Below are 25,954 nucleotides of genomic sequence, written 5' to 3'. Positions count from 1 at the left end.
AATTCCTAGAATTTCCGAGGGACTGGGCACACAAAGAGTCGGCGCGGATGCCGCACCGTTGTTCCACGATACCTGGTCATCAGCCCTGGCCAAAATCGCTGAGGGAGGAATCGGGACCGCCTTCCCCGCCTCCCACATGGCCGCTGACGAGCGCATACTTGACGCCGATGAGCAGACCCCTTGCCGGCGAGACCGCCCAGCCCCGCAAACCCGTCATCCTGACCGTCGACGACGATCCCTCCGTGTCCCGCGCGGTGGCACGGGACCTGCGCCGCCACTACGGCGAGGGGCACCGGATCATCCGAGCCGAATCGGGCACCGAGGCCCTAGACACCCTCAAGCAGCTCAAACTGCGCGGCGAAACCGTCGCAACGCTCATCGCCGACTACCGGATGCCGCAGATGACGGGCATCGAGTTCCTCGAGCAGGCGATGGATCTGTACCCGACGGCGCGCCGCGTGCTGCTCACCGCGTACGCCGACACGCATGCCGCCATCGACGCGATCAACGTCGTCGACCTCGACCATTACCTGCTCAAGCCCTGGGACCCGCCGGAAGAAAAGCTCTACCCCGTCGTCGACGCGCTGCTGGACGCCTGGAAGCGGACGCCGGAACACCCCATCCCGCACACCAAGGTGATCGGGCACCGCTGGTCGGCGCGGTCCTGGCAGGTCCGCGACTTCCTGGCCCGCAACGGCCTCTACTACACCTGGTTCATGGCCGACGAGCCCGAGGGCGAGCGGCTGCTGCAGGCCGCCGGCGAGGACGGGCTGCGGCTGCCCGTCGTGGTCACCGAGCGCGGCGACCCCCTGGTCGAACCCAGCGACGCCCAATTGGCCGCCACGCTGGGCCTGATCACCACCCCGTCGCAGGAGTTCTACGACCTGATCGTCATCGGCGGCGGCCCGGCGGGCCTGGCCGCGGCGGTCTACGGCGCCTCCGAGGGCCTGCGCACGGTGCTCATCGAACGCACCGCGACCGGCGGCCAGGCGGGCCAGAGCTCTCGGATCGAGAACTACCTCGGCTTCCCCGACGGCGTCTCGGGCGGCCAGCTGGCCGATCGCGCCCGCAGGCAGGCCGAGAAGTTCGGGGCCGAACTCATCACCGCGCGCACCGCCGTCGCGCTGGAGGTCAACGGTCCCAAACGCACGGTGCGCTTCGCCGACGGCGGCTCCATCGACGCCCATGCCGTCATCGTGGCCACCGGCGTTGCCTACCGACAGCTCCCGGCGGAGGGGTGCACCGAGCTGACCGGCCGGGGCGTGTACTACGGGGCGGCCGTCTCCATCGCATCGGAATGCGCCGGCGAGGAGGTCTACGTTGTCGGCGGGGCCAACTCCGCCGGCCAGGCCGCGATGTACCTGTCCCGCGAGGCCAAGTCGGTGACCATCGTCGTCCGCGCCCCGTCGCTGGCGGCGTCGATGTCGCACTACCTGATCCAGCAGATCGAGCAGAACCCCAAGATCACGGTTCGCGCCTGCACCGAGGTGCGCTGCGCCGCCGGGACCGACCACCTGGAGAAGCTGACCCTGGTCGACAACCGGACCGGGGACACCGAGGACGTCACCTGCGCCCGCATGTTCATCTTCATCGGTGCGGCGCCGCGCACCGAATGGCTGGACGGAGTGCTCGCCCGCGACGATCACGGCTTCATCCTCACCGGACCGGACCTGCGCAACGTGTGCGGCTGGACGCTGGACCGTCCGCCCCATCACCTGGAGACCAGCGTGCCCGGTGTGTTCGCCACCGGCGACGTGCGCGCCGAGTCCGCCAAGCGCGTCGCGGCCGCCGTCGGCGAAGGGTCGATGGCCGTGATGCTGGTGCACCGCTACCTGGCGAAGGCCTAGCGGGCATGACCGCCAAGACGCCGTGTCAGCCCGACGAGCTGCGCACCCTGTTCCTGTTCGAGGCGCTCACCAACGAGCAACTTGAAGCGTTGTGCGCCAGCGGACACATCGCGGAGTACCGACCCGGCCCGATCTGCATCGAGGGCGAACCGGCAACGTGCCTATACGTCCTGATCGAGGGCGAACTAGCGATGTCGAAGCTCTCGGGCGGTCAGGAGATCGAGACAAACCGGACCTCACAGCGCGGGGTGTATTGCGGCGCGTGGCGTGCCTTCACCGGTCAGCCGCAACATCAGAGCTACGACGCGACGGTGTACGTCACCAAGCCGTCGCGGTTCTTCGTGCTCGACGCGCCGGCGTTCGCGCACTTCATGAGGGACCAGTTTCCGATGGCCGTCCACCTGCTCGACGGGATGGCGGTCGGCCTGGAACGCACCCGCAGGATCATCGACAACCGGGAGAAACTGCTCGCATTGGGCCAGTTGTCCGCCGGGCTGACACATCAGCTGAACAACCCCGCCGCCGCCACGGTCCGCGCCGCGGCCGAGCTACGGCAGCGGGTCGCCGGGATGCGCCAAAAACTCGCGATGCTCGCCGACGGAACCGTCACCCCGGAGGCGCTGCGGGCACTGGTGCGGCTGCAGGAAGAGGTCGCGGCCCAGGTGACCAAGGCGTCCTCGGCGAACATGACCGCGATCGAGACGGCCGACCTGGAGGACGGCGTCGGCGAATGGCTTCAGGACCACGGCATAAAGGGCGGTTGGGACATCGCACCGACCTTCGTCGAGGGAGGCATCGACACCGATTGGTTGGAACGCATCGCCGCGGCGACCGAGGAGTTCGGTGTGTCGACCTCGCTGGAGAAAGCGATCCGCTGGCTGACCTACACCGTGGAGGGCGAGCTGCTGCTGAACCAGATCTTGGAGGCGAGCAAGCGGATCTCGGCGCTGGTCGCCGATGCCAAGCAGTATTCGCAGATGGATCGGGCCCCGTTCCAGGTGTCCGATGTCCACGAACTGCTGCACAGCACGCTCACGATGTTCGCCGATCGATTGGGCCCGAATCCAAGCAAAGGCGCCAAAGTCCAGGTGGTCAAGGAATTCGACAAGTCGCTTCCCCGAATTCCCTGTTACCCAGGCGATCTCAATCAGGTGTGGACCAACATCATCGACAACGCGATCGCCGCGATGCGCGACGGTCCGGGTTCAAAAGGCGGCACCCTGACCATCCGCACCCGCCGAGAAGGCGAGAAGATGGCCCGCATCGAGATCTGCGACACCGGGCCCGGCGTCCCCGACGACGTGCGCGAGCGCATCTTCGAGCCGTTCTTCACCACCAAGCCGGTCGGGGAGGGCACCGGCCTCGGGCTGGATCTGGCGTGGAACATCATCGTCAAGAAGCACCGCGGGGATCTGCGGGTGGAATCGGTTCCAGGGGACACTCGATTCATCGTCCTGCTGCCGCTCGAGATCCAACCCGCCGAGGAATAGCGCCACCACCCGGCGGGTTCGGAAGAACCATGACCGATGCAGCCAGCAAGCCCAACCTCGGCCGGTTCGGAGTGTTCGGACGCGGCGTGACGCCACAGCAAGCCAAAGAAATCGAGTCCTTGGGCTACCGGGCCGTCTGGGTGGGCGGCTCACCGCCTGCCGAGCTGGCCTGGGTGGAGCCGATCCTCGAGGCCACGACGCAGCTGCAGCTTGCCACCGGGATCGTCAACATCTGGACCGCGGCCGCCAAGCCGGTGGCCGAGTCGTTCCACCGCATCGACAAGGCATACCCGGGGCGCTTCCTGCTCGGCATCGGCGTCGGGCATCCCGAGGCCCACACCGAGTACCGCAAGCCCTATGACGCGCTGGTGGAGTACCTGAAGCAGCTCGACGAGTACGGCGTGCCGGCCAACCGTCGCGTGGTGGCCGCCCTGGGCCCACGGGTGCTGAAACTGTCCGCCGAACGCGCCGCCGGCGCCCACCCCTACCTGACCACTCCCGAGCACACCGCGCAGGCCCGCGAACTGATCGGCCCGTCGGCATTCCTGGCGCCCGAACACAAGGCCGTGCTGACCACCCCGGACAAAGAAGGAGCCGAGAAGGCCCGCACCGTGGGCCGCAGGGCGCTCGACGTCTACTTCAATCTGGCCAATTACCGCAACAACTGGAAGCGGCTGGGCTTTTCCGACGAGGAGGTCACCCGTCCGGGCAGCGACCGCCTGGTCGATTCCCTCGTCGCCTACGGCACCCCGGACCAGATCGCGGCACGGCTAAAGGAGCATCTCGACGCCGGCGCCGACCACGTCCCCGTGCAGGTCCTCACGAAGGATGAAAACCTTGTCTCGGCGCTGGCCGAACTGGCCGGACCGCTCGGGCTGACCCAGCCCTGAGCCATCCGAACTAAGCATCTTCGAGGGGGATCCAATGACCGAGGCAGCTGGCCTGAAACCCGACCTGGGCCGGTTCGGGGTGTGGCTGCCCACCCGCTCGATCACACCCGAGCTGGCCGCCAGGATCGAATCGCTCGGGTACGGCGCCGTCTGGGTCGGCGGTTCGCCCGACGCGGAACTGGCCTGGGTCGACCCGGTCCTGGAGCAGACCACCGCGCTGCAACTGGCCACCGGGATCGTCAACATCTGGTCCGCGCCGGCACCGACGGTCGCCGAGTCCTACAAGCGCGTCGAAAACGCCCACCCGGGAAGGTTTTTGCTCGGCCTCGGGGCGGGCCACCGCGAGCACACCCAGGAGTACGTGAAGCCCTACGACGCCCTGGTCGGCTACCTCGACGCGCTCGACGCCGCGATGGTGCCCACCAGCCGCCGGGTGCTCGCGGCGCTCGGGCCGCGGGTATTGCGGCTGGCGGCGCAGCGCAGCGCCGGGGCCCACCCATACCTGACCACACCCGAGCACACCGCCAAGGCGCGCGAAGAGGTGGGCAAGTCGGTGTTTCTGGCACCCGAGCACAAGGTGGTGCTCAGCAACGACGCCGGCGAAGCCCGCACCGTGGGCCGCCAGACCGTCGACCACTATCTCGACCTGAGCAACTACGTGAACAACTGGTTGCGGCTGGGGTTCACCCACGACGACATCCGCAAGCCCGGGAGCGACCGGCTGATCGACGCGGTGGTGGCCTACGGCACCCCGCAGGACATTGCCCGACGCCTCAACCAACACTGCGAAGCCGGCGCCGATCACGTCGCGATTCAGGTGCTGGGCAGCGGAAATGACGACGCGTTGGTGGCCGCGCTGAGCGAGCTGGCCGGGCCATTAGGGCTAACTCCCCCAAGCTGAGGATCCCGCTCGGTTAGGGTTTGACCATGCGATTGCTGGTCACCGGCGGAGCCGGATTCATCGGCGCGAACTTCGTGCACAGCACGGTGCGCGATTACCCCGAGGATTCCGTGACGGTGCTCGACGCGTTCACCTACGCCGGGCGGCGCGAGTCGCTTGCCGACGTTGAAGACGCCATCAGGCTGGTGGAGGGCGACATCACCGACGCCCCGCTGGTTGACACCCTGGTCGCCGAGTCCGACGCGGTCGTGCATTTCGCCGCCGAAAGCCACGTGGACAACGCCCTGGACGACCCGGAACCCTTTCTGCGCACCAATGTGATCGGGACGTACACCATCCTCGAGGCGGTGCGGCGCTACGGTGTGCGGCTACACCACATCTCCACCGACGAGGTCTACGGCGACCTGGAGCTCGATGACCCCCAGCGGTTCACCGAATCGACGCCCTACAACCCGTCGAGTCCGTACTCGGGGACCAAAGCCGGCGCCGACATGCTGGTCCGGGCCTGGGTGCGGTCCTACGGCGTGCGCGCGACGATCTCCAACTGCTCCAACAACTACGGGCCGTATCAACACATCGAGAAGTTCATCCCGCGCCAGATCACCAACGTGCTCACCGGCCGGCGACCCAAGCTGTACGGCCGCGGCGCCAACGTCCGCGACTGGATCCACGTCGAGGACCACAACAGCGCGGTCCGCCGAATTCTCGAAAAGGGCCGGATCGGCCAGACCTACCTGATCGGCGCCGAGGGTGAGCGCGACAACCTCAGCGTGCTGCGCACGCTGCTGCAGATGATGGGCCGCGAACCGGACGACTTCGACCAGGTGCCCGACCGCGCCGGCCACGACCTGCGGTACGCCATCGACCCGTCGCAGTTGTACGACGAATTGTGCTGGGCGCCAAAGCATACCGACTTCGAAGAGGGTTTGCGGTCCACCATCGAGTGGTACCGCGCCAACGAGTCGTGGTGGCGTCCTCTGAAGGACGCCGCCGAAGCCCGCTACGCCGAACGTGGGCGGTGAGATGGACGTTCGCGAGCTGAAGGTCCCCGGCGCCTGGGAGATCACCCCGAGGATCCATGGCGACTCGCGTGGCATGTTTTTCGAGTGGCTCACCGACCGCGGATTCACCTCCTTCGCCGGCCATCGGTTGGACGTGCGGCAGGCCAACTGTTCGGTGTCGGCGGCCGGCGTGCTGCGTGGGGTGCACTTCGCGCAGCTGCCGCCGAGTCAGGCCAAGTACGTGACGTGCGTATCCGGCGCGGTCTTCGATGTCGTCGTCGACATCCGGGTCGGCTCACCGACTTTCGGCCAGTGGGACTCGGTTCTGCTCGACGACTCCGACCGCAGGACGATCTACATCTCCGAGGGCCTCGGTCACGGTTTCCTTGCGCTGCAAGACAACTCGACGGTGATGTACCTGTGCTCGGCGGAATACAACCCGGAGCGCGAGCACACCATCTGCGCCACGGACCCCGCGCTGGGAATCGACTGGCCGCTGGTCGACGGCGCCGCGCCCAGTCTGTCCGATCGCGATGCCGCGGCCCCGAGCTTCGACGAGGTGCGCGCCGCCGGCCTCCTGCCCTCCTGGGAGGAGACGCAGAGCTTCATCAGCGGTATGCGTGAAGCGTGAGTTGTTGGTCGCCGCCGCCGTGGACGTCGCGGGCGCGGCCGGGTGCTCCAACGGCGACACCGTGTCCAGCACAACGTCGTCCAGCACAACGCCGTCCAGCACAACGCCGTCCGGCGCTGCGGCGGCCGGGCCGGTACGGGTCATCGTCGACGGCCAACCCCAGAACGTCAGTGGCCAGGTGGCGTGCGCGACGAACAACGGCAAGTTCTCCATCGCGGTCGGCGACATGGCCACCGGCATCATCGTCGGCCTCGAGCAAGACGGATCTGCCGTCCACAACGCGGGCCTCGGCACCGTCGACGGAGTGGTGATGAGCTTCACCGAGGGTGTGCCCGGCGAGAACGCCACTGCCACCAAGGCGGGCAACACCTACAAGATCACCGGCATCGCCAGCGGCATCGACAGCACGGGCGCGCAGGTCCGTAAGCCGTTCGAGGTCAACGTCACCTGCCCCTAGGCTCTCCGGGCGCCGCCATACCGCGAGCACAAGCTGGCTTCCAAAGCCGCCGAATCATCCTTGGAAAGGAGCACTTTCATCGCGCGTCCGCCTTGGCTTGGGCGGACCTGACAAAGTGCACCAGCACGGGGTCCACGAACACGAACGCGTCGCGCCTGTTCAGCCGTCGAGGCGTCGCACCACTGGTCGATCCAGTTTCTCGGCGGAAGCTTCGCGACGACGGCCCAGACCGACGCAATCATCGAAAAGTTCTGCGGCACAGAGCCTTCCTGACGAACGCCCCGCGGTCCGCCGTCGACACGACTTTCGGGTGGCCGGATTGTCGTCGAAAACACGCAATTTCGCGGCCGGGCACGCCTACCATCCGCTTATCGCTGATGGCCGGGGTTGGGAAGGTGTCAGATGTCGTTTGTGATCGCGGCGCCCGAAATGGTGTCCGGGGCGGCAACAGACTTGGTGAGCCTCGGTTCCGCGATCGACGCGGCCCATGCGCAGGCGCTCGCGCGCGCGAACGGGGTGATGGCGGCCGCCGACGATGAGGTGTCGGCGGCGATAGCGACGGTGTTTTCCCGGTATGCGACCGGATATCAGGCGCTCAGCGCGCAGGCCGCGGCGTTTCACGCCCAGCTGGTGCAGACGCTCAACGCCGGCGCGGGCGCCTATGCAGCCACCGAGGCCGCCAACGCCAATCCGCTGCAGGTCCTCGAGCAAGACGTGCTCGGCGTGATCAACGCGCCGACCAACATACTGCTGGGACGTCCCCTGATCGGTCACGGCGCAGACGGGACGACCACCGCGCAAGGCGTCGGGAGCGCCGGTGGGCCGGGTGGGATCTTGATCGGCAGCGGCGGCAACGGCGGGGACAGCATCGCCACCGGCGTGCCCGGCGGTGCCGGCGGGCCGGCCGGATTGATCGGCACGGGCGGCACCGGCGGAATGGGCGGCTGGGGCGCACCCGGCGGAATCGGGGGCACCGCGGGATTGCTGTGGGGCACCGGCGGGGCCGGCGGTATCGGAGGACCCCTGAGCGTCGGCGGCACCGGCGGCAGCGCGCTGTGGTTCGGCAACGGTGGGCCCGGCGGGCTGGGGGGCGAACTGGCGGGCCTCGGCGGTACGGGCGGTCGTGGCGGATTGCTGGTCGGCGTCGGCGGGCCGGGCGGGACGGGCGGAGTCTTGGGTGGCTCCGGCGGTGCCGGGGGGCTCGGCGGCTTCCTGGGCACCCACGGGGCCACCGGCGCCATCGGTGGTCCGCCCACCGTTGCGCTGTACGCGGATGGCATCCGCACCGACGCACTCATCTCCATAGCCGGCGGGCCGCCATCCCAAGTGATCGTCGACACCGGTTCCACCGGTCTGCTGGTCCCGCCCCAATACGTCAACCTGGCGACGCTCGGCGCTGCCACCGGATCGGGCACCGCCACCTACGGCAACAGCGCAAGCAGCTTGAGCGAAACGTTCACCACGTATAACGCACCGGTGAATTTCGGCAATGGGATCATCACCACGCCGACCACCATCGGCGTCATCACCTCGGTAACCCAAAACGGCCAGACGCTTCCGGGTTCGAACGGATTTGCCGTGATGGGTGTCGGAACGAATGCCGGGACCTGGCACATGAATTCGGGTAGCGCCCCCGGCCCCGTGATCGCGGCGTTGCCGGGCACCCTCGGTCAGGGCGTGCTCTTCAACGAGCCCGGGGGCTATTTCCAGTTCGGTGGCAACCCGCTGCCCTCCTACGCCTCGTTGCCCGGAGCGCCGATCACCACCCTGTACGTGTCGATCGGCGGTGGCTTGCTCAGCGGCAACGTCTCGTCCTTCATCGATTCCGGTGGCGCCTTCGGCGCCGTCCCCCAGCAGCTACTGCCGCTCAGTCAGATCTTCAACGGCTATGTTCCGGCGGGAGACACCATCTCGGTCTACACCGCCAACGGCGGAACCCTGCTGTACTCGCAGACGGTGGCCGGTGCGGCCCCCAACCTCCCACAGGTGGTGTCGAACCTGGATTACTTCAACACCGGGGTGTATCCCTTCACGCAGACACCGATCTACCTCTCCTACAGCCCCGGCGGCACGGGGACGATGTATTTCGACACCTGAGTCAGGCGGCCACGGGCCGGGACCGCGGCAACCTGACGAACGCGGCCGCCCACAGCAGCACGCACAGCACCTCGGCGACGACGGTGATGGCCGCGTGGGGCGATGGGTCCCACCCGTGTTCGGTGAAGCCGAAGAGTCCGACGGTCCTCGACAGCACGAACGCCACCAGGGACCCGCCCGCCATCGCGGCGGCGGCCCATTCCAGCCACCAGGGACCGCCCCCGATGATCAGCACCGCCAGCGCGAGCGAAACGCTGGCCTGGACAAGGAACGCGGGCCCGATCATCGGAATATGTTGGTAGCCATGGATATACAGGTAGGCATGGCTGGCGGCGCTGACCGCCAGCGCGAGCGCCAGGGCGAGTCGAAGAATGAGTCTCATTGCAGCTTGGTCTCTTTCAATGCCAGGGCGGTCTGCCCTTTGGTGTAGCTGACCTCACGGACGCCCAGGGCGTCGCCGAGCTTGCCGGCCGGCAGTGTGACCGGCTTCGGCGCCGGGCCGTCGCCGGGGTGGGGTAACGGGTAGGCGGTCGTCGTTCCGCTGTAGAAGTGGACGTTGCCTTCGGTCTTGGAAAACAGCTGATGCACATGCCCGTTGAGGCAGGTGACCGACGAAAAGCGGCTCAGGTAGCTCAGCGCCTGGCTGGCGTCGTCGGTTCCCCAACCCCAGTCCGGGTACATCGCGAACAACGGGATGTGGCTGAACACGATGATGGGGGTGTCACTGGACAACCCCGCGACGTCTTTTTGCACGAAGCCCAACTGGTCGGTGCCCAAATGCCCAAGCTTCTTCAGGTTCAACGTGTTCACCAGGGCGATCACGTGCACGCCGGCGATGTCGAAGCTATACCAGCCGTCGCCGCGGGTTCCCGCACCGAAGACGCTGCGGTACTTCTGTCCCGCGTCGTCGACCGAGTCGTGTTCGCCGGGCACCGTGAAGACGTGCGGCGATTGCAGCTTGCTCATCATCTGCTTCACCTGATCGAACTGATCCGGGGTGGACAGGTGAGTGAGATCGCCGGTGTGGATGACGAAATCCGGTGTGTAGCCGAGATTGTTGACCCGATCGATGGCGTGGCCGAAGGTGTCGGCGACGTTGGGATTGGGGGCGCCGGTGAATCCGATGTGGCTGTCGCTGATTTGGGCGAACCGCAGGGCAGGCCTGGCCGGCGCATGCTCGGCCGAAGCGGAGCCGGCGACGTGTGAGATGACCTCACCGCCGGCGACGGCGAGGCCGACCGCCGCGCCGAACCATGCCGTGTGGCGGATGAGCTGGCGGCGGTTCATGTTGCGCGGGTCTTGACTGCTCATTGCGTCACCACCACCGTGCCGTGCATGGACGGGTGAATCGAGCACACGTAGTCGAATTTCCCCGCGCTGGGGAAGATGTGCGAAAACGTGGCCCCCGTACCCATGCCGGGCGAGTGAAACGACCCGTCGGTCGCGGCCACGGTGTGCGGCTCTTCGTCTTTGTTGGTCCACGTGACGGTGCTGCCGGCCCGGACCGTCAGCGTCGCCGGCGCGAAGGCGAAGTTGTCGATGGTGACGGCGTCGCCGACGGCCGCCGCGGGCGAATCGGTTGCCGACGGTGCGCCCGTGGAAGCACCCGTCATCGGAGGCATCGGGCTCATGCCCGGCATTCCCGGCGTGCCGCTGGCGGCGGAGCCAAAGGTGATCGACGGAGATGGCTGCTGCGCAGCCGGCCGAGAACTCGAGCATCCGGCCAGCAATAGGGCGGCAACGGCAACCGAGGCCACGAAGGCCCGGTGTTTTCGAAGCATGGTGGTCATGCCAAGAGATAGGGCGGTGGGTTACACCGTTCCAAAACCCCTAAGCCGGTTCGTCGCGGTGCGGCGGGGCGAACACCTCGATCACCCCGTTGACCTCGCGAACGATTAGCGCCGGCAACGGCTTTGGCGCGATCGGCAATTGGTGGGTGCGCACCTGACCGGTGGGCGAGAACGACGTCGTGTGGCAGGGGCAGCGCAGCGTGTCCGCCGGCGCGTCGAACCACAGCCGGCAGCCCTGGTGGGTGCACACCCCGGACACGGCCTGGGCCTTGCCATCGACCCGGCGCACGAAGCCGCTGACCGAACCTAGGTCGAACGGATGCATCACGCCGTCGGGCACGTCCGAGCTGGCCGCCACCGGCTGCCAGCTTCCGTCGTTCGGCGTGAGCTGGCCGGCTGCGACATCAGAGGCGGGGCCTTCGGCGGGGACGCCGATCACGGCTCGATCGATGGAGACCGCGGCGGCCGCGGCGACCGCGGCGGCCGACGTCCCCACGATGACCTGGCGGCGCGTCGTGTTCGGCTTCGGCGCCGCTTCGGGCGGCGCGCCGGTCATCTGCTCGGCGAGTCGGCGGTGCAGATCGGTGAGGAACTCCTGGCTGGGCGCGTCGCCGTCCTGCCGGGCGGCTCGCAGCTCGATCGCCGTCCGGATCTGCGCCGCCTCGAAGTCGTCGGGCGCAAACGGCTTGGGGCGGCGGCCCCGCAGCAAGTCATCGACGTAGCGGCGCAAACCTCGCGCGTTCATGAGTGGCCTCCATCGTTGACCTGTGCCGCCAGCCGCAGGGCGCGGTGTTGAAGCACCTTGGCGTTGGCAACGCTGATGCCCAGCTCGGCGGCGGCCTCCTTGATCGAATCTCCTTGCAAGAAACGCATTTCCAGAATCTGGCGATACCGGTCCGGCAGCGTGTCGAGAACCTTCGCGACACGCTGGGGCGCGGTGCTGATCGCCTCCTCGCTGTCGGGTGGTTGTTCGATGTCGTCGATCGAGGTTATCTCCCGGCCCATGGTCTCGCGCCAATGCGCGGCCAGCACCGTCCGGGCCGTGGCCCGCAGGTAGGCGCGGACCTCGCCCACGCTCGCGGTCAAGCGCAGCGGCCGCAGCGCGGCGAGGAAAACCTCGGCGGTGAGGTCCTCGGCGTCGGCCCGGTTGCCGACCCGCGCGAACAGCGTCCGGTACACCCAGGTCGCGTTGTCCTGGTACACGGCCTCCCAATCGGGATAACCCTCGCCATAACCACTGTCGGGCACCGCGCGCAGCGGGCGCGGGTCGACGGGTTCCTTTTGTGCCGCCACGTGCCTCCTTCACCGATCAATATCAGCTCGGGTTACACGGGGTCTCGGCGAACGCGTCTTGGTTCGAGCATCAGCCGGTCAAGCTTCGTGGCGGAGGCCGACAGCGCCGACTTGGCCATTCCGGCCGTGGTCCAGCGCCCACCCGGCTGGTGGCTGCGGTCCACCAGCACCACGCGGGCGTCCGTCTCGGATACCAGCGTGTCGGTGAACGCCATTCCCATGGCGCCCGCGCCGACGACCAGGTAGTCGGCCTCGATGGTGTGCATACGGGGTAAAGGCTAACCCGGCCGGCAGCGCGGCGGTGATACTTACGCCGGCCGGGCCTCGACCACGCTGAGGGGCGAAGCGGTCTGCACCACCCGTGTCATCTGGAATCCGGCCTGGCTGAGCAGATCTCGATACTGGGTGGCGGTCCGTTCGCGGGCGCCTAAATTCAGCAGCATCTCCAAATCCACCCATTTCCCGGGGAAGTCGCGGTCGTGCTCGGGGATGACCAGTTCGACCAGCAACACCGTGGCCAGTGGTCCGGCTGCCGCGCGGACGTTACGCAGGATCTGCACCGCTTTTTCGTCGGGCCAGTCGTGGATGACGTTCTTCAGGATGTAGGCGTCACCGCCGCACGGAACGCTGTCGAAAAACGACCCCTCCGCGATGCACACCCGGTCCGCAAGGTTGCGGTCGCGCAACAGCTTTGGGACGTCCGCGACCACCCGCGGCAGGTCGTAGAGTACGCCCCGGGAATCCGGCGCCGCCGCCAGGATGGCGGCCAGCAGTGGACCCCGCCCGCCGCCCACGTCGACGATCGTGGGGTAGGCGCTGAAGTCGTAGCCGGCGACCACCGACCCGTCCGTCAGCTGCGAAACGCTCGTCATCGTCTGATTGAAGAGTTCGGCGAACTCCGGGTACCCGGCGAAGTAGTCGAAGCTCTCCGCGCCGCGCAGTGCCGGGACGACGGTACTTCCGGTGCGGATCGCGTCCGCCATCAGGGTCCAGCGCTCGCGCTGTTCGCGTGACCCGTAGAACTGCGCCGCCCACATCATCGAGATCGGCGCGTCCGAACGCAGCGTACCGGCAAGGGAATTCAGCTCACAGCGTCCGTCGGGGCGATGTCGGAAGACGCCCTTGCCGATCAATGCCCGCAGCAGCCGGTGCAGCGCGTCCGCGTCCGCGCCCACCCGGGCCGCCAGCTCGTCGATCGGCAGCGGGCCGTCGGCCAGGGCGTCGGCGACGCCGAGTTGGGCTGCCACGGTGATCGCCTGCGATGTCCAGGTGGCAATGATCATCTCCATCATCGCTGCCGGCGCGGGTGTCAGCCGTTGATGAAGCCGATACAGGTAGTGGCGAATCCACTCGACAGCGCGGGCCAGCCACGCGGGTGGCACCTTGGTGGCCTTGAAGTTTGAAGCCATCGACTTATTCATTCGCACCGACGAGATGGGTGGTCGCAGCGGCCGCGAGGTCTCTGCTGATTTTCGCCGACATCCGGCGGTGACTCACCGCGCACAGAAACGTTGTCAGGGCCCAGCTCATGAAGCGGTCCGAGATCATCGCCGCCGGCCTCAGCGCGGACTCGCTGCGCGACACTTGCTGCGTGGTCACCCAGGACACCGCCTCGACCTTGCGGCGCCTGGTCTTCTCATACCAGCGCAGCGCGTTCGAAAGGTCGCGGAGGTTGCTGCGCACCCCGTCGCCGCCCTTTCGGAAATCCGAAAGCGCCTTGCACAAGACCATCGTGTCGAGCAGCGCCTGATTGGTTCCCTGCGCCAGGGTCGGCGGCATCGTGTGCGCGGCATCGCCGAGCAACGTCACCGCCCCGTGGCCCGGGCCGGGTACCGGATGCCGAAAATGCGGGAACGGCGACGGGGCCAGGTCCTCGTCGGTCAATGTCGCGAGCACTCGGTCGGCCAAGTCGGACCATCCTCCGAAATGGGACCGGATCATGTCGATCGGGCTTTCCGGTCTGACGAAGTCGTGTGACCACGGCAAGTCGAACCACCACTGCAGATCCGAACCTCCGGCCGGCCATAGTCCAAGGTTTCCGTGCTCGCCGATGATCATCTGGGCGACGTGCTTGTCGCCGATGTCTGGCAGGGTGACCAGCCCCTGCCAGCTGCACCAGCCGGTCGGCTTCGCGGGGGGCGCACCGACGATGCCTCGAACCATCGAGTGCAGGCCATCGGCGCCGATCAACAGATCTCCTTCGGCGGAGCTGCCGTCTTCGAACTCGAGCCGAACCCCGTTGTGCGTATTGACGACTCCGACCGCACGGGTGTTACACCGGATTCGATCGGTCGGAAAGCCTTCCAGCAGACGCTCGAGCAGGACTCGGCGTGGCACCATCCGAACCGGTGCCCCCAGCCGATCGATGATGGCGCTCAGGTCCATCGTGGCGACCGAGCGGCCCATCGGTGTCGTGACCCGCACGGTGGACAGTGGCTGACCGGCCCCGTCCATATCGACCCCCAGCTGCCCCAGAACGACCGAGCCATTGGACCAGATGGTGACGGCGCCGCCGCCTGCCTTCACATCCGGCCGCCGGTCGAAGACGGTGACGTCATGGCCGTCACGCAATAATCCCCGGGCGACGGAAATGCCGCTCACGCCCGCGCCGACGACGAGGATCCGAAGCGACCGGGCTGGCAGCGTCAGCAGTGGGTCCATCGTCAAACCTCCTACCGCTACCACGCGGGACTTCGACGAGAAGTTCACCGCCGCACTAGCCAGCGGACCGCGACGTGGCCACTGCGGCCAGCACCGCCTGTGTGGACGCGCGGCTTCCGACGGTGATCCGTGCGGCGCCGTCAGGGTAGTAGCGGGCCTTCAGGCCGGTGTCGCCGAACACCTCGCACCAGGGGCGCCGGGCCGCTGGCAGGTAAACGAAGTTGGCGTGCCCGTCGGTGGTGTATACGCCCTTTGCCCGAAGGCGCCGGGACAGGTAATCGCGCTCTCCGGTGATCCGCAGAACGCGTTGCCGCAGCTGGTCTTCGGCGTCGTAGCACGCCGCCACCGCGACCAGGCTTGTGATGCCCATGCCGAACGGCAACTGCATCCCCCACAGTGTGCTGGCCAGTTCCGGTGCGGAGAACCCGTACCCGATGCGGAGACCGGCCAAGCCATATGCCTTGGAGAACGTGCGCACCACAACGACATTCGGAAAGCGGCGAATCAGGTCGGGTCCGTCGATGCGGAGCTGGGGCACAACAAACTCGATGTACGCCTCGTCGAGCAAAACGACGGTGTCGCCCGGCACCCTGCGCAGGAAGCGCTGTACGTCCGCGACCGGTTCGAGGGTGCCGGTCGGGTTGTCGGGCCGACACAAGACGACGACACTGGCGTCTGCCGCCGCATCGGCCATTGCGTCCAGGTTGTGGTGGCCGCGCTTATCGAGCGGAACGGTGACCGATGTCAGGCGGGCCATCTTCGCGAAGATCGGATAACCGTCGAAAGTCGGCTCGCTCAGCACAATCCGATCACCGGGCCGCGTGACGGCGTGCAGGACCTGCATCACCACGCCGCTTGCACCCGCCCCGAGCACGACTTGCTCGTCGCCAACCCCGATATGACCGGCGATCAGGCGGCGCAACCGATCGGGCAGGAACTCCGGATACCGGTTGGCGACGTCGATCGAGCGGACCAGCGCCGAGCGCACCCCCGGCAGCGGTGGAAACGGATTCTCGTTGAGCGACAAAGCGAATGGATCGGTCGCGTTCGGCAGCGCATCGAGGATTCCGGCGGTGACGGGGCTGGCCTCCAGCAGGGGTAGCATCAGCTTCGTCCGCCCCAGCGCACCGCCGCCGCACCCGCGAAGTCGCCGGCGTGCGCGAAGGCGGCCATCATCACGACGTCACCGGCCTTGACCTGACCGTCCGATATCGCGCGATCCAAGTTGATCGGGATGCCCGCGCCGAACAGGTTGCCGCACTCATCGAATGTGTCGCGATGACGTTCGCGCGGCACGTCGAGCGCCTCGCGCCAGTTGCGCAGGAACACCCGGTTGGGCTGATTTGTGACCAGCAGGTCGATGTCCTTGGACGGCAGGCCGATTCGATCACAGACGGCCAGCGCCACCTCGGGGACCTGTCGATTGCCGCGAGCCAGTACCTTGGTGATCTTGGTTTCGGTGAATCCGATGCAGAGCTCACCGGCCCCGGGCTGCCACCACTTGCGGGGCGGGTCCGAAGCGAGCGTCATCTCACCGGCGTATTCGCCGTAGGTCCGGCACTCGATATCGAGAATGGGCGACCGGTCGGACAAGGTGACCAGGCCCACCGCGGCGCCATCGCCGGGGACCGCCGCCTGCGCCTTGCGCCGAACTCCCGGCTGATCGAAGACCTGGCCGGCGGCATTTTGTGCGATGGCGATGAGCGCGGTGTGCCCCAAACCTGAGGCCAACAGTTGACGAGCGACGTTAAGCGCCAACACGAAAGCGGCGCACCCACCGTTGTGCAGGTCGAGCACCCAGGACGGCCGCATGCCCAGCCGGTGGGCGACGCCCCCGCCGGCGCCATAGAACGGCAGGTCGGGTGCCTGGGTGTGGGTGATCAACACGTCGGCGCCTTCGATGACGTCGTGGCCGTGCCGTTCGATCAGGCCCTGTGCGGCTCGCTCGATCATATCGGTCGCGGTTTCGTCCGGCCCGACGTGATGACGCAGCTTGGGCGCGCGGAACATCAGGTTGGACGCCAGGTCATCCGAGCCGGCGAACTGCGCGTAGTAGTCGGCGGCGATGGGTTCCCCGGGCAGATAGGTGGAAACGTCGGCGAGGCTGACGGTGGGTTGGTTCATGGTGTACTCATCCATTCCGGCTTGACCGGCAGGCCGTTGCGGTGGCGGTATTCGGCGATTGACTTGAGATTGTTCAGTTCCAGCGCGTGACCGACTCCGAATATGTCCCAGAAGTCGCCCACCCAGCCCGTGCGCTCCGGCGGGGCGGCATCGGGATAAGGGTTGTGGTCGTAGAACGGGTGGCGGCAATTGGTCCACAGCACAACGGAACCGGGCTTGCCGAGCACATCCTGCGCGTCGACCACCCGCATCAGATAGATCATCCACAGGTGCTTGCCCTGGTCCCACGCGCAGTGATAGTCGACGGTACGGGCCTCGGCGTTGGCCACCGTGCGGGTGTAGATCTTGGTGTCCGGGAGCAATCGGTCGTAGGCCAACCAGAGCCCGGGCTCCGCGGTCGGGGAGAAGTCACGCAGGGTATAGGTCCACTCCTCGAGACTGCGGGTGTCGGCCAGGTATTCGAACAGCTCATCGGGTGGGCAGTCGACGTAGTCGTTGACCGTGCAGTACTGGCCGTAGACCTCGTCGTGCGGATACACCGACCGCATCTTCGCCATGAAAGTCGGGGCGGTCTGTTCAAGCGGCGAGGTCTCGATACGGACCACTCCCTCGATCGGCTCGGTGGTGCCGCTGTGGACCGCGATATCTTCAAGCGCTGCAATGGACATGAAATCGGTTCTCCTCATTAGTATTTGAGACAAGGCGGCTGCCACGTCGGTCATTACCGCCAATTCTGACGACCCCCCGGGCGGTGTCAGCGTTGAAATCTAATGCACGCTAAGTGCATTCGACGTTCGACCGTGCTCGACGACACGATCGACCACCCTGTGTTGCCTGGCCATCTGCCTGCCTAACTTCGTAACTCCCGGTAACACGAGCCGCGGGTGACTTCAGTTCACTCGGGGTAGGAAATTCACAGCGAACGCTCCAGGAGGACCTGGCCGTCGTCGGCGGAAATCACCTGCACAGAAGCGATTTGATCGACATGTGTTGAAATGCTGCCGGCGGGCATCGCCGTGTGACCCGGATTTGCCACCCAGGTTGCCATCCGCGTGTGGCTACCGTCACGACCTACCACAACCATCGCCAACGTGTCGTGATGGGCGTTCAGCGGGGCCAGACAGACGCAGCTCATCGAGATGGACGTTCCCCACCGCTGGCTGCTGAGCGAGATCGTCGAGGCGAGCTTGTCGGTTCCGACCTGTGTCATCGGCTGTACCGCCACGCTCGCCTGCGGCGGCATGGGCACGGACGTCGAGGGTTGGCCCGTGACGCCGACGAACACACCGATCGCGAGGACCGCGGCTGCCGCGGTCCCAGCCGTCCAGGCCACGATGCGGGACCGGCGCCGCCGCCAGTGCACTTTGACCAGCAGGGACGGCAGCAACTCGTCGGGTGGCGACAGTTCTGCGCCGCCGACCTGGGCGATCACCGCCACCTCGTCGCGCTCCAGCTGCGACAGGAGGGCCGGGATGCCGTTGAGCTCGCCGACGTCGCTGCGGCACAACAGACACTCGGGCAGGTGCGCTTCGAATTCCCGCCTTTCTGGGGACGATAGAGATCCCAGCACGTATGCGGCATCCCACATCGCGTACTCGTCATGCCCGGATAGGTCACCGCCGATCGGTGTCCCGGGCCGCCATAGCGGCATCATCGTATACTCCCGTCTCGTGGGATATTTCTTGGTACGTAAGGGTTTTCGTAGCTGAAGGCCATTCCGGGCGGCCGCCGGGGCGGGTCCGTCGTAGAGCGCCTTGGGAATAGGCGCTCCATTTACCTTCCTGCTGGTGAAACGACCGAAGCGCCTGTCTGGTTCACCCGTGGCACACCCGCCACGGTTAGCCGAGTTTCAAGCCGCCCCGGCGGTCAGACCCCGCTCATCCAGCTGTGGAAACGACCATCCGGGTCGTATGCCAGGCGCACCTTGTCGAGGCGTGCCATGTTCGACTCGGCGATGTATCGCGCCGGACGCCGGCATAGATTTTCGTCGGCGAGCGAGCTGCCGGTCGCCAGGTGCGACATCGCCGCCATGTTGGACGCGGCCCAGTCGCGGTACCGATCATCGTCGGCCGGATCCTGCCAGATGGTGTAGAGGGCCATGTAGACCTCGTCTTCCACCCCGTACACCATGTCCGCGCGCTCCGGGGCCGTCTTCCAGCCCGTGAAGATGAAGTGCGAGGGGTGCGGTGGCATGGTTTCGATGATCTTGCGGATGCCCGGCGTTAGTTCTTCGGCCGAAGCCGAGGTGAACATGTTGTCGGCGATGTAGCGAAATCCCTTCGGGTAGCTGGTCATCACGGCGGTGTACCAATTGGCCAAAGTTGTCGGCGCATAAGGGAGGCTGACGATCGCCTTGTCGATGACCGGGCAAGTGCCCAGCGGGGCAAGGGCTTTCAGCGCCTCGTCCTCCGAGTCGGCGAATACTGGCGAGGCGATCGTGATGCCGGGTTGGTTGAGCCCGGCTCCCGGAAAGCTGCGCGCGGTGTGGATCTGCAATTCGACCCGGTCGTCGAGCTCAGGAATGATCGAGCGTCCCCAGCTGAACACCTCGTCGGCAACCTCGATCGGATACATGTAAAGGCAGGTGCCCCAGACCGGGGGACGTGGGTGCACCCGCAGCTTGAACGAGGTGACCACGCCGAAGAAGCCCGGTCCGGCGCCGCGAGCCGCCCAATACATGTCTGGATGGTTTTCGGGGTCGCAGTAAATCTGTTCACCGTCGGCGGTGACGACTTTCAGCCCTAGCACGCTCTCGCATGCCGGCCCGAGCACCGGACCGTTCCAGCCGTAGCCGCCCTGCAAGAGATAGCCGCCGAGGCAGATGCCTTCGCAGTGGCCGGCGGGGAAGAACAGCCCTTGGGTGTCCAGCTCTGCCGCGAAGACGCTGGCGACCTTGCCCGGGCCGACCTCTGCGGTCATCCGATCCGGTTCGACAGTGCAGTGGTCGAGGCGGCTGACGTCGAGCAGCAGTCCACCGTCGCGTAGGTGGCTGGCCGTCCAGCTGTGCCCGCCCGAACGTACACCGACCTGGCATCCGTGGGTCCGCGCATAACGGATCGCCGCGACCACGTCGTCGGTGTCGTGCGCCTGCACGATGACATCGGGAAAGCGATCCGGGACAAGTCCATTCCACACCGTTTCCCGACGGGCTCGTTCGTAACCGTCCGCGCCACGGAAAAAGGTCTTATAGGAAGGTAAAGTCATTGTACGCCTTAGTTTTTAGCTGGGTCTTCGCGAGGTATCCGGCCACCTGCCGGGCCAATCGCGTCGCGCTGATGCGGATCGCGCGCAGCGGGCCGTTGGGCGGAATGCCGTATCCGATCGCGAACATTCCGTTGCCGACGTGCGAGGCAAAGCCGCCGCGCGGGTTGCCGTGCTCGTCGAGGACGCCGAGGTGCCCGACCAAACCGTCGAGATCCGGGCCGAACCCGGTGGCGGCGATGATCACCTGCGGCGCTACGGATCTGCCGTCGCTGAGGATCACGCCGTCGGAGTCGATCGCCTCGACGGCGCCGACGACCTCGACGAGCCCGGCCCGCACGACGTCGATCAGCTCGTCGGCCAGCGTCGGGATACGGCCTCTAGTCTCCACCGTCGCCTTGAGCCCGAGGGTTGGCCGAGCGAAGCCGTAGGCCGTCAGGTCCCCCCACATCAGGCGGTTCATGCGCGCGATCAGCGGATCGACCATGCGCGCGGGAACTCTCGAGAACAGCTCGAGGAAGATGTCGGATGGAAACGGCCCGAGAGACCGCCGCACGAGGTGCGGCGGCGTGCGCACTGCGAGCCAAACCCGTCGCGCGCCGTCATAGACGAGCTGAACCGCGATGTCGGCGGCCGAATTGCCCGCGCCGACGACGAGGACGTCGCGACCGCGGTAGGGCCAAGCGTTTGTGAAGTGCCCGGAGTGCACGATAACGCCGTTGAAACGGCTCAGTCCGGGCCAGTCAGGAATGGTGGGTGTCCTGTAGTTGCCGGTCGCCAGAACGATTGCCGGGGTTCGAATCTCACCCGACGATGTGGCGAGTCGCCAGACTCGCTCTTCACGATCGATGCGGTGGACGTCACATCCGAGCTTGACTGCGATGTTCTGTCGTTGAACGTAGCTGTCGAAATAGCGGACCATGTCCTCCTTGGTCGGCCAACGCCCGGCGTTCAACGGAATCCGTTGCCCGGGCAGGTGCGACAAGAACCCGGTCGTGTTGAGGCGGAAGTTGTCGTAGCGCGTGCGCCATGAAATCCCCGGGGCCGTCGCGCGGTCAACGACGAGCGCTTTCATGCCATGCCGATAGTCGAGTTGGCGTGCGACAGCCAGGCCGGCGGGCCCCGCGCCGATGACAACCGCGTCGGGGCTGTCCCGGATCTCCGTCGCCATGCGCGCGTCTCCCGTCGTGTTTCCCGGGGCCGAGGATCTCGGGCACCCAGCACTGACACGATCCGGAGCGGCTTGCGGTTCAGGTGGGCGGGGAGGCGGCGGCGCTTCTCGAGCCCTTGTGACCCGGGCCCGCATTTACTAGGATATGCAAGTATCGCGCAAAGACGACTTCAGAGAGACACGATGACCACACAGATCCCGCACTTCATCGATGGGAAGCGCACCGCCGGCCAGTCCACCCGCACCGCCGACGTCTTCAACCCCAGCACCGGGCAGGTGCAGGCCGAGGTTCCGATGGCCGGCAAGGCCGACGTCGACGCGGCGGTCGCCTCGGCCGTCGAGGCCCAAAAAGGCTGGGCGGCTTGGAATCCGCAGCGTCGCGCCCGGGTGATGATGCGCTTCGTCGAGCTGGTCAACAAGAACAGTGACGAGCTGGCCGAGCTGCTGTCCCTCGAGCACGGCAAGACGGTGCCCGACGCACGCGGCGACATCCAGCGCGGCATCGAGGTGATCGAGTTCTGCATCGGCATCCCGCACCTGCTCAAGGGCGAGTACAGCGAGGGCGCCGGTCCCGGAATCGACGTCTACTCCCTGCGGCAACCGCTGGGCGTCGTGGCCGGCATCACCCCGTTCAACTTCCCGGCGATGATCCCACTGTGGAAGGCCGGACCGGCCCTGGCGTGCGGAAACGCGTTCATCCTCAAGCCCAGTGAGCGCGACCCGTCGGTCCCGGTGCGGCTGGCCGAGTTGTTCGGAGAGGCCGGCCTGCCCCCGGGGGTGTTCCAGGTCGTGCACGGCGACAAGGAGGCCGTCGACGCCATCCTGCACCATGCCGACATCCAGGCGGTGGGTTTCGTCGGCAGCTCCGACATCGCGCAGTACATCTACTCGACGGCCGCGGCGACCGGCAAGCGGTCGCAGTGCTTCGGCGGCGCCAAGAACCACATGATCGTGATGCCCGACGCCGACCTGGATCAGGCCGTCGACGCGCTGATCGGCGCCGGGTACGGCAGCGCCGGCGAACGCTGCATGGCGATCAGCGTCGCGGTGCCCGTCGGGGAGCAGACCGCGGATCGGTTGCGCGCCAGGCTGATCGAGCGGATCAACAACCTGCGCGTCGGGCACAGCCTGGACCCCAAGGCCGACTACGGCCCGCTGGTCACCGAGGCCGCCCTGGCGCGGGTGCGCGACTACATCGGCCAGGGCGCCGAGGCGGGCGCCGAAATCGTCATCGACGGCCGTGAGCGGGCCAGCGACGATCTGACTTTTGGTGACGCCAACCTCGAGGGCGGCTTCTTCATCGGCCCCACCCTGTTCGACCACGTCACCCCCGACATGTCGATCTACACCGACGAGATCTTCGGCCCGGTGCTGTGCATGGTGCGCGCGCACGATTACGAGGAGGCCCTGCGGCTGCCGTCGGAGCATGAGTACGGCAACGGTGTGGCGGTCTTCACCCGCGACGGTGACACCGCTCGCGACTTCATCTCCCGGGTGCAGGTGGGCATGGTCGGCGTCAACGTGCCGATCCCGGTCCCGGTGGCCTACCACACCTTCGGCGGCTGGAAGCGCTCCGGCTTCGGCGACCTCAACCAGCACGGTCCGACGTCGATCCAGTTCTACACCAAGGTCAAGACGGTGACGTCGCGGTGGCCGTCGGGCATCAAGGACGGCGCCGAATTCGTCATCCCCACCATGAATTAGAACGATGTTTACTTTGAATGACGACGAACGGGTCATCACCGAGACGGCCGCCGCGTTCGCCGCCAAGCGCCTCGCCCCGCACGCCCTGGAATGGGATGCCACCAAGCACTTCCCGACGGACGTGTTGCGGGAATCCGCCGAACTCGGCATGGCGGCGATCTACTGCCGCGACGACGTCGGCGGCAGCGGGCTGCGCCGGCTCGACGGGGTCCGGATCTTCGAGCAGCTGGCGATCGCCGACCCCGTCACGGCGGCGTTCCTGTCCATCCACAACATGTGCGCGTGGATGATCGACACCTTCGGCACCCCCGAACAGCGCAAGGCCTGGGTTCCGCGATTGGCCTCGATGGACGTCATCGCCAGCTACTGCCTCACCGAACCGGGCGCCGGGTCGGACGCCAGCGCGCTGAGCACCCGCGCCGTCAAGCACGGCGGCGACTACGTGCTCGACGGTGTCAAGCAGTTCATTTCCGGCGCGGGCGCCTCGGACGTGTACGTGGTGATGGCAAGAACCGGCGGTCCAGAAAGACCGGGCCCGCGCGGCATCTCGGCCTTTGTCGTCGAAAAGGGCTCCGAGGGGCTGAGTTTCGGTGCGCTCGAGGAGAAGATGGGCGGCCACCCCCCGCCCGCCGCCCAGGTGATCCTGGAGGGCGTGCGGGTGCCGGCCGACGCGATGCTGGGCGGGCTCGACGGCGAGGGGGCGGGCTTCGGCATCGCGATGAACGGGCTCAACGGCGGACGGCTCAACATCGCGGCGTGCTCGCTGGGCGGCGCGCAGTCGGCCTTCGACAAAGCGGGCGCGTATGTGCGGGAGCGGGAGGCGTTCGGCTCAGCCCTGCTCGACGAGCCGACCGTGCGGTTCACCCTGGCCGACATGGCGACCGGGCTTGAGACCTCGCGAATGATGTTGTGGCGGGCGGCAAATGCCCTCGACGCCAATGACCCCGACAAGGTCGAACTGTGCGCGATGGCCAAGCGCTATGTCACCGACACCTGCTTCGAGGTCGCCGACAAGGCGCTGCAACTGCACGGCGGCTACGGTTACCTGCGCGAGTACGGTGTGGAGAAGATCCTGCGCGATCTGCGGGTGCATCGGATCCTGGAAGGGACCAATGAAATCATGCGGGTGGTCATCGGCCGGGCAGAGGCCGCCCGGTTCAGGGCTTCTTGAGCGGGCGCAGGAGGGTCAATGACGGCAATCGCGTTCCTGGGGCTGGGCAACATGGGCGGCCCCATGTCCGCCAATCTCGTTGCCGCCGGCCACACCGTGGGCGGGTACGACCCGGTGCCCACGGCGGCGGCCGCCGCAACGACTGCCGGGGTCGCGATGTTCGACACCGCCGCCGACGCGGTCGCTGATGCCGACGTGGCCATCACCATGCTGCCCAACGGCGACATCGTCAAACGCTGCTACGCCGACATCCTGCCCGCCGCCAAGGCGGGCGCGCTGTTCATCGACAGCTCCACGATCTCGGTCAACGACGCGCGCGAGGTGCACGCGCTCGCCGAGTCGCACGGCGTCTCGCAGCTGGACGCGCCGGTCTCGGGCGGGGTCAAGGGCGCCGTCGCCGGGACGCTGGCGTTCATGGTGGGCGGCGACGAGGCCGCGCTGGAGCGAGCGCGACCTGTGCTGGAACCGATGGCGGGCAAGATCATTCACTGCGGCGCGGCCGGGGCGGGACAGGCCGCCAAGGTGTGCAACAACATGGTGCTGGCGGTGCAGCAGATCGTGATCGGCGAGGCGTTCGTCCTTGCCGAGAAGCTGGGACTGTCGGCGCAGTCGCTGTTCGACGTCATCACCGGCGCGACGGGGAACTGCTGGGCGGTGCACACCAACTGCCCGGCGCCGGGCCCGGTGCCGACCTCGCCGGCCAACAACGACTTCAAGCCGGGCTTCGCGACCGCGCTGATGAACAAGGACCTGGCCCTGGCGATGGACGCGGTGGTCTCGACCGGTTCTGCGGCGCCGCTGGGCACCCACGCCGCCGAGATCTATGCAGAGTTCATCGCGTCCGACGCCTCCCACGCCGGCAAGGACTTCAGCGCGGTCATCGAGATGCTGCGCTGACGCACTGCCGCAACGGTATTCACAAACGCCACATTGTCACCTGCGAGGACTGCAACCCACTTTTTGCCCGCGGCGGGACAAGTGGGACGGATGTGACCACGCGCGCCACCGATTCAGAAATCGCCCGCGTTGCGCCGCAACGTTTCTATGGACGACACCAGCGCTTCCGACTCGCTGGCTTCCATGCCGATGTCGGCGAACACCTGCTCGTTGAGCGTCACGGTGGCGTCCTCGACCGTGGACCGGCCGAGGTCGGTGATCTGCACCAGCGTGGTGCGCCCGTCGGTGGGGTGCGGCACCCGCTGCACCAGCCCGTCGGCCTCCAGCCGGCGGATGGCGTGGGTGACGCTGGTGACGTGCACCTGCAAGCGATCGGACGCCTTGGTGATGGGCAGCGCTCCGGTACGGCTGAACGCCAGCAGCCGCAACAACTCGTACCGGGAGAAACTCAAGTCGTAGGGACGCAACGCGGCCTCGACGCGCGCCAGCAGGATCTGATGGGCACGCATCACCGAGGTGACCGCGACCATGCCCGGCGACACGTCACCCCACCCGGCGCGCTCCCAGTTGTCGCGCGCCGCGGCGATCGGATCACGTTTGGATCGTGAGGCGCCCACGCCCTTTCTTA

25 protein-coding genes and 1 pseudogene are annotated in these 25,954 nt (G+C 67.0%); 11 read left to right on the top strand and 15 right to left on the bottom strand.

Translation table 11 applies throughout. The features are described from left to right. Nucleotides 1-167: 167 nt before the first annotated feature. The 8 genes from A5764_RS20245 to A5764_RS30140 all read left to right on the top strand — a co-directional run bounded on the left by A5764_RS20245 (nucleotide 168) and on the right by A5764_RS30140 (nucleotide 9,314). Nucleotides 168-1,847 (top strand): FAD-dependent oxidoreductase, encoded by a 1,680-nt coding sequence (locus A5764_RS20245; RefSeq protein WP_067116143.1) that lies wholly within the window; start codon nucleotides 168-170, stop codon nucleotides 1,845-1,847. Between the two features lie 5 nt (nucleotides 1,848-1,852). Next, nucleotides 1,853-3,337, top strand: coding sequence for an ATP-binding protein (locus tag A5764_RS20240; protein WP_067116140.1), 1,485 nt, complete (start codon nucleotides 1,853-1,855; stop codon nucleotides 3,335-3,337). A gap of 29 nt (nucleotides 3,338-3,366) precedes the next feature. Further along, nucleotides 3,367-4,227 (top strand): LLM class F420-dependent oxidoreductase, encoded by an 861-nt coding sequence (locus tag A5764_RS20235; RefSeq protein ID WP_067116137.1) that lies wholly within the window; start codon nucleotides 3,367-3,369, stop codon nucleotides 4,225-4,227. A 34-nt stretch (nucleotides 4,228-4,261) separates the two neighbouring features. Then, on the top strand, nucleotides 4,262-5,128 hold the full coding sequence (locus A5764_RS20230) for an LLM class F420-dependent oxidoreductase (RefSeq protein WP_067116134.1): 867 nt from the start codon (nucleotides 4,262-4,264) through the stop codon (nucleotides 5,126-5,128). A gap of 26 nt (nucleotides 5,129-5,154) precedes the next feature. Continuing rightward, nucleotides 5,155-6,150 carry a dTDP-glucose 4,6-dehydratase gene (rfbB, locus tag A5764_RS20225; RefSeq protein WP_067116131.1) on the top strand — a complete coding sequence of 332 codons (996 nt, stop codon included), beginning with the start codon at nucleotides 5,155-5,157 and terminating at the stop codon, nucleotides 6,148-6,150. Between the two features lies 1 nt (nucleotide 6,151). Next, entirely contained in the window at nucleotides 6,152-6,760 is a 609-nt protein-coding gene (gene rfbC / locus A5764_RS20220) for a dTDP-4-dehydrorhamnose 3,5-epimerase (protein ID WP_067116295.1), read from the top strand. Next, complete coding sequence (locus tag A5764_RS20215; RefSeq protein WP_067116129.1) at nucleotides 6,750-7,217, top strand: lipoprotein LpqH; 468 nt, start codon at nucleotides 6,750-6,752, stop codon at nucleotides 7,215-7,217. Before rfbC ends, A5764_RS20215 begins: the two co-directional genes overlap by 11 nt. Nucleotides 7,218-7,619: 402 nt before the next feature. Continuing rightward, nucleotides 7,620-9,314, top strand: a complete 1,695-nt coding sequence (locus tag A5764_RS30140; protein WP_067116126.1) for a PecA family PE domain-processing aspartic protease — start codon at nucleotides 7,620-7,622, stop codon at nucleotides 9,312-9,314. Nucleotide 9,315: 1 nt separating this feature from the next. Here the strand turns inward: A5764_RS30140 and A5764_RS20205 are convergent, their stop codons facing one another. The 14 genes and pseudogenes from A5764_RS20205 to A5764_RS20140 all read right to left on the bottom strand — a co-directional run bounded on the left by A5764_RS20205 (nucleotide 9,316) and on the right by A5764_RS20140 (nucleotide 21,554). Then, nucleotides 9,316-9,696 carry a hypothetical protein gene (locus A5764_RS20205; protein ID WP_067116122.1) on the bottom strand — a complete coding sequence of 127 codons (381 nt, stop codon included), beginning with the start codon at nucleotides 9,694-9,696 and terminating at the stop codon, nucleotides 9,316-9,318. After that, nucleotides 9,693-10,625, bottom strand: a complete 933-nt coding sequence (locus tag A5764_RS20200; RefSeq protein WP_067116119.1) for a metallophosphoesterase — start codon at nucleotides 10,623-10,625, stop codon at nucleotides 9,693-9,695. Before A5764_RS20200 ends, A5764_RS20205 begins: the two co-directional genes overlap by 4 nt. Next, nucleotides 10,622-11,104: a cupredoxin family copper-binding protein gene (locus A5764_RS20195; protein ID WP_082951814.1), complete on the bottom strand. Its 483-nt coding sequence runs from the start codon at nucleotides 11,102-11,104 to the stop codon at nucleotides 10,622-10,624. The genes A5764_RS20200 and A5764_RS20195 overlap by 4 nt, the downstream gene beginning before the upstream one ends. 40 nt (nucleotides 11,105-11,144) lie before the next feature. After that, nucleotides 11,145-11,849 (bottom strand): Rieske (2Fe-2S) protein, encoded by a 705-nt coding sequence (locus tag A5764_RS20190; protein ID WP_067116114.1) that lies wholly within the window; start codon nucleotides 11,847-11,849, stop codon nucleotides 11,145-11,147. Then, a complete protein-coding gene (locus A5764_RS20185) occupies nucleotides 11,846-12,397 on the bottom strand; it encodes an RNA polymerase sigma factor (RefSeq protein WP_067116111.1) in 552 nt (183 codons plus the stop codon). Before A5764_RS20185 ends, A5764_RS20190 begins: the two co-directional genes overlap by 4 nt. A gap of 122 nt (nucleotides 12,398-12,519) precedes the next feature. Next, a pseudogene (locus A5764_RS27730) lies at nucleotides 12,520-12,663 on the bottom strand (NAD(P)-binding protein); the annotation flags it as partial. A 42-nt stretch (nucleotides 12,664-12,705) separates the two neighbouring features. Continuing rightward, on the bottom strand, nucleotides 12,706-13,806 hold the full coding sequence (locus A5764_RS20175) for a methyltransferase (protein ID WP_067116104.1): 1,101 nt from the start codon (nucleotides 13,804-13,806) through the stop codon (nucleotides 12,706-12,708). Between the two features lie 4 nt (nucleotides 13,807-13,810). Beyond that, a complete protein-coding gene (locus A5764_RS20170) occupies nucleotides 13,811-15,058 on the bottom strand; it encodes an NAD(P)/FAD-dependent oxidoreductase (protein ID WP_067116101.1) in 1,248 nt (415 codons plus the stop codon). Between the two features lie 55 nt (nucleotides 15,059-15,113). After that, nucleotides 15,114-16,163, bottom strand: a complete 1,050-nt coding sequence (locus A5764_RS20165; protein ID WP_067116098.1) for a histidinol-phosphate transaminase — start codon at nucleotides 16,161-16,163, stop codon at nucleotides 15,114-15,116. After that, a complete protein-coding gene (locus tag A5764_RS20160) occupies nucleotides 16,163-17,182 on the bottom strand; it encodes a 3-oxoacyl-ACP synthase III family protein (RefSeq protein ID WP_067116095.1) in 1,020 nt (339 codons plus the stop codon). Before A5764_RS20160 ends, A5764_RS20165 begins: the two co-directional genes overlap by 1 nt. Continuing rightward, a complete protein-coding gene (locus A5764_RS20155) occupies nucleotides 17,179-17,850 on the bottom strand; it encodes a hypothetical protein (RefSeq protein ID WP_067116092.1) in 672 nt (223 codons plus the stop codon). The genes A5764_RS20160 and A5764_RS20155 overlap by 4 nt, the downstream gene beginning before the upstream one ends. A gap of 245 nt (nucleotides 17,851-18,095) precedes the next feature. After that, a complete protein-coding gene (locus tag A5764_RS20150; protein ID WP_156664775.1) occupies nucleotides 18,096-18,836 on the bottom strand; it encodes an anti-sigma factor in 741 nt (246 codons plus the stop codon). Nucleotides 18,837-19,048: 212 nt separating this feature from the next. After that, nucleotides 19,049-20,386: an FAD-binding oxidoreductase gene (locus A5764_RS20145; RefSeq protein WP_067116085.1), complete on the bottom strand. Its 1,338-nt coding sequence runs from the start codon at nucleotides 20,384-20,386 to the stop codon at nucleotides 19,049-19,051. Next, a complete protein-coding gene (locus A5764_RS20140; protein WP_067116082.1) occupies nucleotides 20,367-21,554 on the bottom strand; it encodes an NAD(P)/FAD-dependent oxidoreductase in 1,188 nt (395 codons plus the stop codon). The genes A5764_RS20145 and A5764_RS20140 overlap by 20 nt, the downstream gene beginning before the upstream one ends. A gap of 183 nt (nucleotides 21,555-21,737) precedes the next feature. On the opposite strand from A5764_RS20140, the gene A5764_RS20135 reads away from it, so the two are divergent. Genes A5764_RS20135 through mmsB form a run of 3 tightly spaced genes read left to right on the top strand, consistent with a single transcriptional unit; the run spans nucleotide 21,738 to nucleotide 25,326 of the window. After that, on the top strand, nucleotides 21,738-23,258 hold the full coding sequence (locus A5764_RS20135) for a CoA-acylating methylmalonate-semialdehyde dehydrogenase (RefSeq protein WP_067116079.1): 1,521 nt from the start codon (nucleotides 21,738-21,740) through the stop codon (nucleotides 23,256-23,258). A 4-nt stretch (nucleotides 23,259-23,262) separates the two neighbouring features. Continuing rightward, entirely contained in the window at nucleotides 23,263-24,429 is a 1,167-nt protein-coding gene (locus A5764_RS20130; RefSeq protein WP_067116076.1) for an acyl-CoA dehydrogenase family protein, read from the top strand. 18 nt (nucleotides 24,430-24,447) lie between these two features. Continuing rightward, nucleotides 24,448-25,326 (top strand): 3-hydroxyisobutyrate dehydrogenase, encoded by an 879-nt coding sequence (mmsB, locus tag A5764_RS20125; RefSeq protein WP_067116073.1) that lies wholly within the window; start codon nucleotides 24,448-24,450, stop codon nucleotides 25,324-25,326. A gap of 113 nt (nucleotides 25,327-25,439) precedes the next feature. Here mmsB and A5764_RS20120 read toward each other — a convergent pair whose 3' ends face one another. Beyond that, the gene (locus A5764_RS20120) at nucleotides 25,440-25,943 is read right to left on the bottom strand and encodes a MarR family winged helix-turn-helix transcriptional regulator (protein ID WP_067116070.1); all 504 of its coding nucleotides are present in this window, start codon (nucleotides 25,941-25,943) and stop codon (nucleotides 25,440-25,442) included. Nucleotides 25,944-25,954: the final 11 nt, after the last annotated feature.

Origin of the sequence: Mycobacterium sp. 852002-51057_SCH5723018 (assembly GCF_001667035.1) — a bacterium.
Classification (GTDB): domain Bacteria; phylum Actinomycetota; class Actinomycetes; order Mycobacteriales; family Mycobacteriaceae; genus Mycobacterium.
This window is presented reverse-complemented; position numbering and strand designations above follow the sequence as displayed.